Genomic DNA, 12,304 nt, shown 5'->3' on the forward strand with positions numbered 1-12,304 from the left:
TCTGTCCCCACGATGAGACCCGGTCAGCGTCTTCGCCCGGACTGCCGCCCATGCTTTCGCCGAGGCCCCGGCCCGATCAGCGACCTGTGCTGTGGCCCCGGTCCGGGCCGCCCGCCCCCGAGCCGGATATCCAGACCGCGAGGGGTGCCCGGCTGTCCCGTACCGTCCGGGCGAGCGAGCGCGTCGGACGGGACAGCAGGACGGTCACCAGCGCCGCCGCGGATCCGCCCACCAGCAGCCCCACCGCGACATCGTGCGGATAGTGCACCCCGACAAAGACCCGGGAGAGCGCCATCAGCAGCGCCATCGGCACCGTGAACCAGGCCGTGCGCGGCCGGGCGCACGCCAGTGCGGCGGCGGCGGCGCCGACTATGGCCGCGTGATTGCTCGGGAACGACCAGTCACCCGTCGACGGGCAGGGCGCCAACGAGGCTGCCGCGCCGACGACCGCACGACACGGGCGCTCCTCGTCCACGACCGTCTTGAGCACCTCACTGACGACATAGCCGACCGCCGTCGCGAGGGGCGCAAGCACCGACAGGGCGAGGGCTCCCGCATGCTCTCCGCGCGCCCGCCACCAGCCCACGACGAACAGGACGCCGAAGACCAGCAGCCCGAGTTCCGTCCATATTTCGGCGAGATGCTGCACCCATGGCGACGCGCCGTGCGCGAAGTCGGTGATGTCCCTGTACACAGCCTCAGTGGTCGAACTCTTCATGTGACTGACCGTAGGCAACGGTGCGCGATCGTCACATTGCGCGATCGTCAGGGGCCGCACCTGACGAAAGTAGGGATCGGAATCCAGTCACCCCATGATGATGATCCGCAAAACTTGGGGCTCGGAGCGGCGGGTGGGGCGGGAGTTGGCGCCGACTTCTCGTACAGTTTGCGCCGTGGGATCTCTGCGCAATCCGATCGGGCCGCTTCCCTCCACCATCTACTGGCGACGGAGGGCCGTAGCGGCGACGCTGGTTGCGCTGCTCGCGCTGCTGATCGTATGGGCCGTCACCTCCGGTGGGAGCAAGGGGAACAAGGACGATTCCCGGCCCAGCGGGTCCGGTCCCGCACACTCCATCGGTCCTGGGCCTGCCAGTTCGGGGCCGGCCATAAGCCAACAGCCGGGCGGGCGCGACGAGTCGGGCAGCGGTGACGGCAGCGGTGGTACCGACGCGGGCTCCGAGGGCACCACGGGCGGGACAGGCGACGGCAGCAACGGCGACCCCGGCACCGGATCGGATTCCGGCGGCGGAACCGAGGGCCGGCAGGTGCCGGCCGGCTCCTCGATCCCCGACTGCACCCCTTCTGCACTGCAGTTGACCCTGCGCACCGAGCTCAGCTACGGCCCCGGCGAGAAGCCGAAGTTCCGGTTGATCGCCAAGAACACCTTGTCCACCGCCTGCAAGGCCGACTTCGGACCGAAGAGCGCGGTGCTCACCATCACCGAGGCCGGTGGCGACGACGCCGAGGTGTGGTCCTCGAAGGACTGCCCGCGCAACGCGGGCAGTGTGCTGCTGGAGGTCCCGGCGGGCGCGACCATCGTTCACACCGTGGAGTGGGACCGGAAGAAGAGCGCTCCGCAGTGCGCGACGCCACCCGCGGGATCAGTGGGGCCGGGTACGTACCTCGTCGAGGCGAAAACCTCCGGCGAGCCCGTGCAGCGCGCATCGTTCGTCCTCGCGAAGGAATGAAGCGAAAGGCCGGCTTGCGAAGTACCGGCGTGCGAAGGGCCGGTTCGAGATGGACGAGTCCGCGAGGAGCCGACGCGAAAGACTGGCTCGCGCAGTACCGGCCCGCCAATGACCGGCCCGCCAATGACCGGTCCGCGAAGTACCGGCGTGCTGAGCGGAACGTGAACACGGCCCCAAACGCACGTCGGGGCCCGGTCCACCGACCGGGCCCCGAGCCGACGTGAGACCCGCGCCTACACGTACCGCTCAAGAATCGACGACTCGGCCAGCCGCGAGAGCCCCTCGCGCACGCTCCGCGCCCGCGCCTCGCCGACCCCGTCCACCGTCTGGAGATCGTCCACGCTCGCCGCGAGCAGCTTCTGCAGGCCTCCGAAGTGCTCCACGAGCCGGTCGATGATCGCTCCGGGCAGTCGTGGCACCTTCGCCAGCAGCCGGAAGCCGCGCGGCGAGACCGCCGAGTCCAGGGTCTCGGGCGAGCCGCTGTACCCCAGGGCCCGTGCCACGACGGGGAGTTCGAGCAACTCGGTGTGAGAGAGCGCGTCCAGCTCGGTCAGCGCCTCCGCGACCGTACGGGACCGCTTCGCGGTCGGCTCCGGCACATAGTCGCGCACGACCAGCTCGCGCTCCGGCTCGACGCCCGCGATCAACTCGTCGAGCTGGAGCGAGAGAAGCCGGCCGTCGGTGCCCAGCTCCACCACGTACTCGGCGATCTCGGTCGCGATCCGGCGCACCATCTCCAGCCGCTGTGCGACAGCCGTCACATCGCGGACCGTCACCAGGTCCTCGATCTCCAGCGCGGAGAGCGTGCCCGCCACCTCGTCGAGCCGGAGCTTGTACCGCTCCAGGGTGGCGAGGGCCTGATTGGCGCGCGACAGGATCGCGGCGGACTCCTCCAGGACCCGGCGCTCCCCGTCCACGTACAGCGCGATCAGACGCATCGACTGCGAGACCGAGACGACAGGGAAGTTGCACTGCTTGGAGACCCGGTCCGCCGTGCGGTGGCGGGTGCCGGTCTCCTCGGTGGGGATGGAGGCGTCCGGGACCAGCTGCACGCCGGCCCGGAGGATCTTGCTCATGTCCTTGTCGAGGATCAGCGCCCCGTCGAGCTTGGCCAGCTCGCGCAGTCGCGTCGCGGTGAACTCGACATCCAGCACGAAGCCGCCGGTGCACATGGACTCGACGGTCTTGTCCATGCCCAGCACGATCAGCCCGCCGGTGTTGCCGCGGAGAATGCGCTCCAGGCCGTCCCGCAAGGCCGTTCCGGGCGCGACGGCGCTCAGCGAGGCGCGCATCAGCGCCTCGTTACCGGTGCCTTGGCCGGACTTTCCGGGCGATGCTGCCCGGTCGTTGGCTGCCACTGCACTCCTCCGGTCACAGGTTTGCGGTGCCCTTACGTCCCTCGTACCGTTCGTACGGACGGGCGAGACCAGGGCAAAGTCTACCGGCGCGCGTTGTCCTCCCGTGGGGCCTCCGTATGAGACCGGCGCGGGAGTACTCTCAGCGCGTCGCCCATGTTGGCGACTTCCGTGACCTTCATACCGGCCGGGACCTTCCCCGGGTCGGTCGGGACCAGTGCGTGGGTGAAGCCCAGCCGGTGTGCCTCGGCCAGTCTGCGCTGCACCCCGGTCACCCGTCTGACCTCGCCCGCGAGGCCCACTTCGCCGATCGCCACCAGGTTCTTGGGCAGTGGTGTGTCGCTTGCCGCACTGGCCAGCGCCAGTGCGACCGCGAGGTCGGCGGCGGGCTCGGAGAGCTTCACCCCGCCGACCGTCGCGCTGTAGATGTCCCGTTTTCCGAGCGAGCTGATCCGGCCGCGCTGCTCCAGAACGGCCAGCATCATCGAGACCCGGGACGTCTCGAGCCCGGAGGTGGTGCGCCGGGGCGACGGGATCTGCGAATCGACCGTCAGCGCCTGCACTTCGGCGACGAGCGGGCGCCGTCCCTCCAGGGTGACTGTCAGACAGGTGCCGGGTACGGGTTCGTCGCGCCGGGTGAGGAAGAGCCCGGACGGGTCGGCGAGGCCGGTGATGCCCTCGTCGTGCAGTTCGAAACAGCCGACCTCGTCCGTCGCTCCGTACCGGTTCTTCACGCCGCGGACCAGGCGGAGGCGGGCATGACGGTCGCCCTCGAAGGACAGCACCACGTCGACGAGATGTTCCAGCAGCCGCGGCCCGGCGATCGCGCCGTCCTTGGTGACGTGGCCGACCAGCAGCGTGGACATGCCACGATCCTTCGAGGCGCGGATGAGCGCTCCGGCGACCTCGCGGACCTGCGCCATACCGCCGGGCGCACCGTCGATCTCGGGCGAGGCGACGGTCTGTACGGAGTCGAGGATGAGCAGGGACGGCTTGACCGCGTCCAGATGGCCGAGGACCGCGGAGAGGTCGGTCTCGGCCGCGAGGTAGAGGTGGTCGTTGATCGCGCGGATACGGTCGGCACGCAGCCGCACCTGGCTCGCGGACTCCTCCGCGGTGACATAGAGAGTGCGGTGCTCGTCACTGGCGGCCTTGGCTGCCACGTCCAGCAGGAGCGTCGACTTGCCCACGCCCGGCTCGCCCGCGACCAGCACCACGGCGCCGGGGACCAGCCCGCCGCCGAGCACCCGGTCCAGCTCGTCGACACCGGTCGACCGGGCGGTGGCCTGCCGGCTGTCGACCTGGCCGATGGGGAGAGCGGCCGTGCTCACGCGGCCGGCCGCCGTGGTCCGTACGGCAGGGACGCCGCCGAATTCCTCGACCGTCCCCCACGCCTGGCATTCGGGGCAACGACCGAGCCACTTGGCGGTGGTCCAGCCGCATTCGGTGCAGCGATAGGACGGCCGGTCCTTCGCGGATTTCGTACGGGCAGCCATGGCGCCACCGTATAGGTGAGGACTGACAACACCGCCCGGCGCGGGTGCGCGGGCGGTCGCGGTGACAGGGAACAGAGAGGAGGCTTCGGCGGAATCAGGGGTTCCTGTCCCCTTTTGAGCGATACGTTCACCCGTAAGGGTTAATAGTGGGCAAGAGTCGCCAAGAACATGCCTTGCCCTGTCTACGGTCGCCGGGTGACGAGCAGCAGGCTGGAGACCCCCACACCCACCACCGGCGCACACCGGATGCAGCGCCGTGCGCCCCACTCGTCGTCGCAGCGACCGCCCGCTCATTACGAGCCGCATCTCGACGGCCTGTTCACCTACTGCCTCTCCGCGCTCTGCGACCACGACGGCGCCGTCGAGGCGCTCGGGAGTGTGCTCGCCATCGCGGAACGGCAGGACGGGCGGTGTCCCGCAGGTGAGGAGGAACGTAAAACCTGGCTCTACGCGCTGGCCAGGTGGACGTGCCTGCGAAAGCTCGCCGAGCAGAAACGGGGTCGTCAGGCGCATCGCCGGCAGCAGGGGAAGCAGCCGGGCGGGAAGACCCCCAGGGGGGCGCGTTCAGGAAACCGTGCGCTCCCGGCCGTCACCCCACCCCCCGACACCACCAGTGAGGCGGGCCTCACGAACGCCCACGCCCCGACCCCCGATTCCGCCGCGGCCGCCGAAGCGCACCGCCGCGAACTCGCACAGCTCGCCTGGCCCGAAGCGGCCGGCACCACGCCCGAACAACGCGAAGCGCTCGAACTGGCCGTACGCCACCGCCTCGCCCCGGGCGCCGTGGCCGCCGTCCTCGGCCTCGAACCCGCGGCCGCCCGCGAGATCCTCGCCGCCGCGGCCTGCGAGGTGGAACGCACCCGCGCCGCCCTCGCCGTCGTCGAGACCGGCAACTGTCCCACCGTCGCCCGCCTCACCGGCGACCACCGCGTCCTGCTCTCAGCCGCCCTGCGCCGCGAACTCGTCCGCCACGTCGACGACTGCCCCCGCTGCCGTCGCGCCGCCGAACGGGCGGGCGCCGGGGGCCCCTGGCCGGGCGGTGCCTTGACCCCTGCGGCCGCGCTGCCGGTCGTCGAGGCGCCGCGGCCGTCCGCATACGTCGCGATGATCCACGCCCAGAGGAGTCGGTCCGGCAGTCCGCGCTTCGACCGGGCGGGCTTCCCGATGGACCCCAAGGACCACGCCGCGCGCCGGGACCGGCTCCGGGCGAGAGTCGTGACGACGACGGTGGTGGCGACGGTTGTCGCCGCCCCCGTGATTGCCCTGTGGTCCGCCTACAGGGGGGCGCCGCTGACCGGCGAGGGGCACGACGGAGCGTCGGTCACCGCGACCGGGACGGACGACCGGCGCGGTCTCGACGGCGACCCGCACGACCGCTACGAGAATGCGGGCAACGCCAGCCCCGAGCCAGGCGCCCGCTTCAAGGACGGCAGCCGTACGCCGGATGTCTCTGCCGAGGTCATCGGCGCGGGGACGGGACAGCACGGCCCTGGCAGGATCCTGGTCACGGCCCGTTCCTCCGGCGGCACGACGCTGATCACGCTGACCGCCTCGGGCAGCGCGCCCGTGGCCTGGTCGGCGCGGGCGGATGCGCCCTGGCTGCGCCTCAGCAGGTCCTCCGGCACCCTTGCCGCAGGTGAGAGCGTCACGATCCGCGTCCTCGTCGACCATGCGAGAGAACCGGCGGGTGCCTGGGGCGCCCGTGTCGGCCTCGCCCCGTCGGGCTCGGCGGTGACGATCAGCGGGTACGGAGCGATGTCGTCCGGCGGCCCGTCGGTGCCGTCCGACCCGCCGCCGTCCTCACCGGGTCCCACGGGTCCGTCGCCGGATCCGACGGACCCCACGCCTTCGCCGACCGACCCGTCGCCGGATCCGACGGATCCCACACCCTCGCCGACCGACCCGTCGCCGACCGACCCGACTCAGCCGCCGTCACCGGACCCGTCGAACTCGTCCAGCCCATCCGACCCGGGGACAAGCCCGTCCGGCCCGGCGCCGACGGGGTGAATGCCGAACTCGGCCCGTCGGCCCTCTGCCCGTCGGTCCTCAGCCCCGCGGGCGACGGGGCCCCTGGGCCTCCGCGGGTTCTACCGGATCCGCCGGATGCGGCGCCATCGGCAGCAGCGAGGACAACCGCTCCTCGCACAGTTCGACCAGCCGCTCGTACGCCTCCTTGCCCATCAGCTCGGTGAGCTCGGGCTTGTACGAGACATACACCGGCTCCCCGGCCCCGTGCGCCGAGGTCGCCGACGTGCACCACCAGTGCAGATCGTGACCGCCCGGACCCCAGCCCCGGCGGTCGTACTCGCCGATCGAGACCTGGAGCACGCGTGTGTCGTCGGGGCGGTCGATCCAGTCGTACGTACGCCGGATCGGCAGCTGCCAGCACACGTCCGGCTTGGTCTCCAGGGGCTCCTTGCCCTCGCGCAGCGCCAGGATGTGCAGCGAACACCCGGCTCCGGCCGCAAATCCGGGCCGGTTCTGGAAGATGCAGGACCCCTTCCAGCGGCGCGTCTGGCGTTCGCCGTCGTCGTCGACCTCGACCCAGCCCGTCTCCGTGCCGACGTCGTGGAACTGCCACAGCTCCGGGGTCAGCCGGGAGACGTGGTCCGCCACCCGCTTCTCGTCGTCCTCGTCGGAGAAGTGCGCACCCAGCGTGCAGCATCCGTCGCCCGCACGGCCCGCCTGGATGCCCTGGCAGCCACTGCCGAAGATGCAGGTCCACCTGGAGGTCAGCCAGGTCAGGTCGCAGCGGAAGATCTGCTCGTCGTCCGCGGGGTCGGGGAACTCGACCCATGCGCGTGCGAAGTCGATCCCCTTCTCGTCTTCGGACCGGTCAGGCCCGTTCATTTCCGGCTGCTGCATCTCCTGCTTCGTTCTCTGCTTATTCGTGACTTTGCCCGGCTTCGCCTTTTTCGTCTTTGGCACGGGCCAAGAGTAAGTCCGCGGGGGCAGTAGCGTTCCGCGTATGAGACTCGGAGTCCTCGACGTGGGGTCGAACACGGTTCATCTGCTGGTGGTGGACGCGCATCCCGGCGCCCGCCCGCTGCCCGCGCACTCGCACAAGGCGGAACTGCGCCTGGCCGAACTTCTCGATGCGGACGGAGCGATCGGCCCCGAGGGCGTGGACCGGCTCGTGTCGACGATCAACGGTGCGCTGCAGGCCGCCGAGGACAAGGGCTGCGAGGACGTGCTGCCGTTCGCCACGTCCGCGGTGCGGGAAGCGAGCAACGCCGACCAGGTGCTGACCCGGGTACGGGAGGCGACGGGCGTCGATCTCGCCGTCCTCAGCGGCGAGGAGGAGGCCCGGCTCACCTTCCTCGCGGCCCGCCGCTGGTTCGGCTGGTCGGCGGGGAAGCTGCTGGTCCTCGACATCGGCGGCGGCTCGCTGGAGATCGCGTACGGCATCGACGAGGAGCCCGACGCCGCCGTGTCGCTGCCGCTCGGGGCCGGGCGCCTCACCGCCGGCTGGCTGCTGCACGACCCGCCGGACCCGGCGGAGGTGAAGGTGCTGCGCCGCCACGTGCGGGCCAGCATCGCCCGTACGGTCGGCGAGTTCAGCCGCTTCGGCCGCCCCGACCACGTCGTGGCGACCTCCAAGACGTTCAAGCAGCTCGCCAGGATCGCAGGCGCCGCGCGCTCCGCCGAGGGCCTCTACGTGCAGCGCGCCCTCACCCGGAAGGCGCTGGAGGAATGGGTGCCCAAGCTGGCGGCCATGACAGTCGACCAGCGCGGACGGCTGTCCGGCGTCTCCGAGGGGCGGGCCGCGCAGCTGCTCGCCGGGGCGATGGTCGCCGAGGGGGCGATGGATCTGTTCGGCGTGGAGGAGCTGGAGATCTGCCCGTGGGCGCTGCGTGAGGGAGTGATCCTGCGCCGCCTGGACCACCTCCCGACGGGGGCGGCCGCCGCACTGAACTGACCGTGCGTTCCGCCGGAGGACCGGGGCGACGGGGAGCGCGGAACGTCGGGAGCGGAGTCATGGCCCTTCTCACTTTCCACCCCGACGCCTCGGTGGGGCGCACACCTGCCCCGTACGCTGTCTGCGTGGCAGAACCAGTGGTGCGCATCCCGGATGCGAAGGTCGCCCTGTCGACGGCTTCCGTCTATCCGGAGTCGACGGCGACGGCCTTCGAGATTGCCGCGCGTCTGGGCTACGACGGTGTCGAGATCATGGTCTGGACCGATCCCGTCAGCCAGGACATCGAGGCGTTGCGACGGCTCTCGGACTACCACCAGGTGCCGATCCTCGCGGTTCACGCGCCCTGTCTGCTGATCACCCAGCGAGTCTGGTCCACCGATCCATGGGTGAAGCTCCAGCGGGCCCGCGCGGCCGCGGAGAAGCTCGGAGCGACGACCGTCGTCGTCCATCCGCCGTTCCGCTGGCAGCGTCAGTACGCGCGCGACTTCGTCACCGGCATCTGGCGGATGGCGGACGAGACGGATGTGCGCTTCGCCGTCGAGAACATGTACCCGTGGCGGTACCGGGACCGCGAGATGCTCGCGTACGCCCCCGACTGGGACGTCACCAACAACGACTACCGCCACTTCACCGTGGACCTCTCGCACACCGCGACCGCCCGCACCGACGGCATGGCCATGGTCGACCGGATGGGCGACCGGCTCGCCCACATCCACCTCGCCGACGGCAAGGGCTCCAACAAGGACGAGCACCTGGTGCCCGGCCGCGGTGACCAGCCCTGCGCGGAACTGCTGGAGCGCCTGGCGCGTACGGGCTTCGACGGCCATGTCGTCATCGAGGTCAACACCCGCCGCGCCATGTCCGCAGCCGAACGTGAAGCCGACCTGGCGGAGGCGCTCGCCTTCACCCGGCTCCACCTGGCTTCCTCGTCGGCGCAGGTCCCGCGCTCATGACCCCCGGCAGGGCGGGCGGGAACACCGGCGGGGAGGGCACGGCGCACACACCCCCCGAGCGCCCGAAGCGCCGAGGCCGCCCCGCCCGTACGACGGCAGGCACCGGCCCCGGCGCCCGCGAACGCATCCTGGAAGCGGCCCGTACCGAATTCGCCGAACGCGGCTACGACAAGACGTCGATCCGGGGCATCGCCAAGGCGGCAGGCGTCGACGCCGCACTCGTCCATCACTACTTCGGTACGAAGGACGAGGTCTTCGCGGCGGCGATCGAGGTCTCCTTCGAACCCGCCCTCGTGATCCCGTCCGTCCTGGGCATGGGCACGGACGGCCTGGGGGAGCGGCTGGCCCGCTACTTCATCGGGGTGTGGGAGAACCCGGCGTCCAGGGCTCCCCTGCTGGCGATCACGCGCTCCGCCCTGACGCACGAAGGGGCGGCGAAGGTGCTGCGCGGCTTCGTCCTGCGACGGGTGCTGGAGCGGATCGCGGAGGCGCTCGACGTACCGGACGCGACGTTCCGTGCGGAACTGGCCGCGTCGCACATGCTCGGGATCGCGATGCTGCGGTACGTGATCCAGGCGGAGCCGATGGCTTCTGCGGACCCCGAGAAGATCATCGCCATGGTCGCACCGACGCTCCAGCGTTACTTGACGGAGACCTGACCGCCCCCGGGTGACCTTTCGGTCCGTACGGTGCTCGAGGCCCTGGGTCCGGGGTGGAGCCCCGGTTCCAGGAAGGGAGCGGGCGGGAGGAACGGCCGCGCAGCGACCCCCACCCACCGAACCGCACCCCGCCCATCCACTGAGCACCCCGTCCCGCATTTCGGACACGGTGTCCAGATCTTGGAGCCGAGGCGTAGGCTCGAAGACAGTCTTTTCTGTCGAAGGAGCGAGAGACGATGCCCCAGCTGAGGTCCCGCACTGTCACCCACGGCCGCAACATGGCGGGCGCCCGCGCCCTTATGCGGGCCTCGGGCGTAGCCGGCGAGGACATCGGCAAGCCGATCATCGCGGTCGCCAACTCGTTCACCGAGTTCGTCCCCGGCCACACCCACCTCGCCCCCGTGGGCAGGATCGTCTCCGACGCCGTCAAGGCCGCAGGCGCCGTCCCCCGTGAGTTCAACACGATCGCCGTCGACGACGGCATCGCGATGGGCCACGCCGGGATGCTCTACAGCCTCCCGTCCCGCGACCTGATCGCCGACTCCGTCGAGTACATGGTCGAGGCGCACTGCGCGGACGCGCTGATCTGCATCTCCAACTGCGACAAGATCACCCCTGGCATGCTGATGGCCGCGATGCGCCTCAACATCCCGACGGTCTTCGTCTCCGGCGGTCCGATGGAGGCAGGCAGGGCCACCCTCGTCGACGGCACGGTCCGCAAGCTCGACCTGATCAACGCGATCAGTGACGCCGTCAACGAGAACGTCTCGGACGAGGACATCCTCCGTATCGAGGAGAACGCCTGCCCCACCTGCGGCAGCTGTTCCGGCATGTTCACCGCCAACTCGATGAACTGTCTGACCGAGGTCCTCGGCCTCTCCCTCCCCGGCAACGGCTCCGTCCTCGCCACGCACACCGCCCGCAAGGCGCTGTACGAGGAGGCCGGCCGCACGGTCGTCGAGATCACCAAGCGCTACTACGAGCAGGACGATGCGACGGTCCTGCCGCGCTCCATCGGCACCCGCGCCGCGTTCGACAACGCCATGGCGCTGGACATCGCCATGGGCGGCTCCACCAACACGATCCTGCACCTGCTCGCCGCCGCACAGGAGGCCGAGCTGGACTACGACCTCGACGACATCAACGAGGTCTCGCGCCGTGTCCCCTGCCTCTCGAAGGTCGCCCCCAACGTGGCCCCCGGCGGCACGTACTACATGGAGGACGTCCACCGGGCCGGCGGCATCCCCGCCATCCTCGGTGAGCTGCACCGCGGCGGCCTGCTCAACGAGGACGTGCATTCGGTGCACTCGGCCACCCTCGGCGAGTGGCTGAAGAACTGGGACGTCCGCGGCGGCTCCCCGTCCCCCGAGGCCGTCGAGCTGTGGCACGCGGCCCCGGGATGCGTGCGTTCCGCGACGGCCTTCTCGCAGTCCGAGCGCTGGGACACCCTCGACCTGGACGCGGCGGGTGGCTGCATCCGTGACCTGGAGCACGCGTACTCCAAGGACGGCGGCCTCGCGGTCCTGAAGGGAAACCTCGCCGAGGACGGCTGCGTCGTGAAGACGGCGGGCGTCGACGAGTCGATCTGGACCTTCGAGGGCCCGGCGGTCGTCTGCGAGTCGCAGGACGAGGCCGTCGACAAGATCCTCCGCAAGGAGATCAAGGAGGGCGACGTCGTCGTCATCCGTTACGAGGGTCCGCGCGGCGGCCCCGGCATGCAGGAGATGCTCTACCCCACCTCCTTCCTGAAGGGCCGCGGCCTCGGCAAGAGCTGTGCGCTCGTCACCGACGGCCGCTTCTCCGGCGGCACGTCGGGCCTGTCGATCGGCCACGCATCGCCGGAGGCGGCGTCGGGCGGCACGATCGCCCTGGTCGAGGACGGCGACCGGATCCGGATCGACATCCCGAACCGCTCGATCGAGCTCCTCGTCCCCGAGGCCGAGCTGACCACCCGCCGTGAGGCGCTGAACGGCGTGTACGCGCCGAAGAACCGCGAGCGCAAGGTCTCGGCGGCGCTGCGCGCGTATGCGGCGATGGCGACGAGCGCGGACCGTGGCGCGGTGCGCGACGTCTCGAAGCTCGGCTGACACGACACCAGATCCCGCACACGCAGTGGCCCCCGGCGTTCGCATACGCCGGGGGCCACTGCGTGTGCCCGACGAGACGGACGGGTAGTCACTCCACGTATTCGGGCAGATGCCCAGAATCACGCCCATCATGCGTTCTCACGATTG

At 70.7% G+C, this 12,304-nt stretch carries 10 protein-coding genes; 6 read left to right on the forward strand and 4 right to left on the reverse strand.

Going from position 1 to position 12,304, the window contains the following annotated elements; translation table 11 throughout:
- Positions 1-76 precede the first annotated feature (76 nt).
- Positions 77-718, reverse strand: a complete 642-nt coding sequence (locus tag OG972_RS23195; protein ID WP_266984407.1) for a phosphatase PAP2 family protein — start codon at positions 716-718, stop codon at positions 77-79.
- Positions 719-893: 175 nt separating this feature from the next.
- Between OG972_RS23195 and OG972_RS23200 the strand changes: the two genes are divergently transcribed.
- Positions 894-1,688: a hypothetical protein gene (locus OG972_RS23200; RefSeq protein WP_266984408.1), complete on the forward strand. Its 795-nt coding sequence runs from the start codon at positions 894-896 to the stop codon at positions 1,686-1,688.
- Between the two features lie 233 nt (positions 1,689-1,921).
- Here the strand turns inward: OG972_RS23200 and disA are convergent, their stop codons facing one another.
- Both disA and radA read right to left on the reverse strand, forming a co-directional pair.
- The gene (disA, locus tag OG972_RS23205) at positions 1,922-3,046 is read right to left on the reverse strand and encodes a DNA integrity scanning diadenylate cyclase DisA (protein WP_266984410.1); all 1,125 of its coding nucleotides are present in this window, start codon (positions 3,044-3,046) and stop codon (positions 1,922-1,924) included.
- A gap of 80 nt (positions 3,047-3,126) precedes the next feature.
- Positions 3,127-4,539, reverse strand: coding sequence for a DNA repair protein RadA (radA, locus tag OG972_RS23210; RefSeq protein WP_266984412.1), 1,413 nt, complete (start codon positions 4,537-4,539; stop codon positions 3,127-3,129).
- 168 nt (positions 4,540-4,707) lie between these two features.
- Between radA and OG972_RS23215 the strand changes: the two genes are divergently transcribed.
- Positions 4,708-6,546: a hypothetical protein gene (locus tag OG972_RS23215; protein WP_266984413.1), complete on the forward strand. Its 1,839-nt coding sequence runs from the start codon at positions 4,708-4,710 to the stop codon at positions 6,544-6,546.
- A gap of 39 nt (positions 6,547-6,585) precedes the next feature.
- Here OG972_RS23215 and OG972_RS23220 read toward each other — a convergent pair whose 3' ends face one another.
- Positions 6,586-7,467, reverse strand: a complete 882-nt coding sequence (locus tag OG972_RS23220) for a hypothetical protein (RefSeq protein ID WP_266984415.1) — start codon at positions 7,465-7,467, stop codon at positions 6,586-6,588.
- Positions 7,468-7,507: 40 nt separating this feature from the next.
- Between OG972_RS23220 and OG972_RS23225 the strand changes: the two genes are divergently transcribed.
- From OG972_RS23225 to ilvD, 4 genes are all read left to right on the forward strand, one after another.
- Positions 7,508-8,458 (forward strand): Ppx/GppA phosphatase family protein, encoded by a 951-nt coding sequence (locus OG972_RS23225; RefSeq protein ID WP_266984417.1) that lies wholly within the window; start codon positions 7,508-7,510, stop codon positions 8,456-8,458.
- A gap of 125 nt (positions 8,459-8,583) precedes the next feature.
- Complete coding sequence (locus tag OG972_RS23230; RefSeq protein ID WP_266984419.1) at positions 8,584-9,411, forward strand: sugar phosphate isomerase/epimerase; 828 nt, start codon at positions 8,584-8,586, stop codon at positions 9,409-9,411.
- Positions 9,408-10,070, forward strand: coding sequence for a TetR family transcriptional regulator (locus OG972_RS23235; protein ID WP_266984420.1), 663 nt, complete (start codon positions 9,408-9,410; stop codon positions 10,068-10,070). The genes OG972_RS23230 and OG972_RS23235 overlap by 4 nt, the downstream gene beginning before the upstream one ends.
- A gap of 236 nt (positions 10,071-10,306) precedes the next feature.
- Positions 10,307-12,157 (forward strand): dihydroxy-acid dehydratase, encoded by a 1,851-nt coding sequence (gene ilvD, locus OG972_RS23240; protein WP_266984422.1) that lies wholly within the window; start codon positions 10,307-10,309, stop codon positions 12,155-12,157.
- The last annotated feature ends 147 nt before the right edge of the window (positions 12,158-12,304 follow it).

The organism is Streptomyces sp. NBC_01669 (assembly GCF_026339735.1).
Lineage (GTDB): Bacteria > Actinomycetota > Actinomycetes > Streptomycetales > Streptomycetaceae > Streptomyces > Streptomyces yanii.

Excerpts from the sequence above, each read along its gene's own strand:
- OG972_RS23225 (WP_266984417.1), top strand. The coding sequence starts at position 7,508 with ATGAGACTCGGAGTCCTCGACGTGGGGTCGAACACGGTTCATCTGCTG.
- OG972_RS23195 (WP_266984407.1), bottom strand. The coding sequence starts at position 718 with ATGAAGAGTTCGACCACTGAGGCTGTGTACAGGGACATCACCGACTTC.
- ilvD (WP_266984422.1), top strand. The coding sequence starts at position 10,307 with ATGCCCCAGCTGAGGTCCCGCACTGTCACCCACGGCCGCAACATGGCG.
- radA (WP_266984412.1), bottom strand. The coding sequence starts at position 4,539 with ATGGCTGCCCGTACGAAATCCGCGAAGGACCGGCCGTCCTATCGCTGC.
- OG972_RS23215 (WP_266984413.1), top strand. The coding sequence starts at position 4,708 with ATGCCTTGCCCTGTCTACGGTCGCCGGGTGACGAGCAGCAGGCTGGAG.
- OG972_RS23235 (WP_266984420.1), top strand. The coding sequence starts at position 9,408 with ATGACCCCCGGCAGGGCGGGCGGGAACACCGGCGGGGAGGGCACGGCG.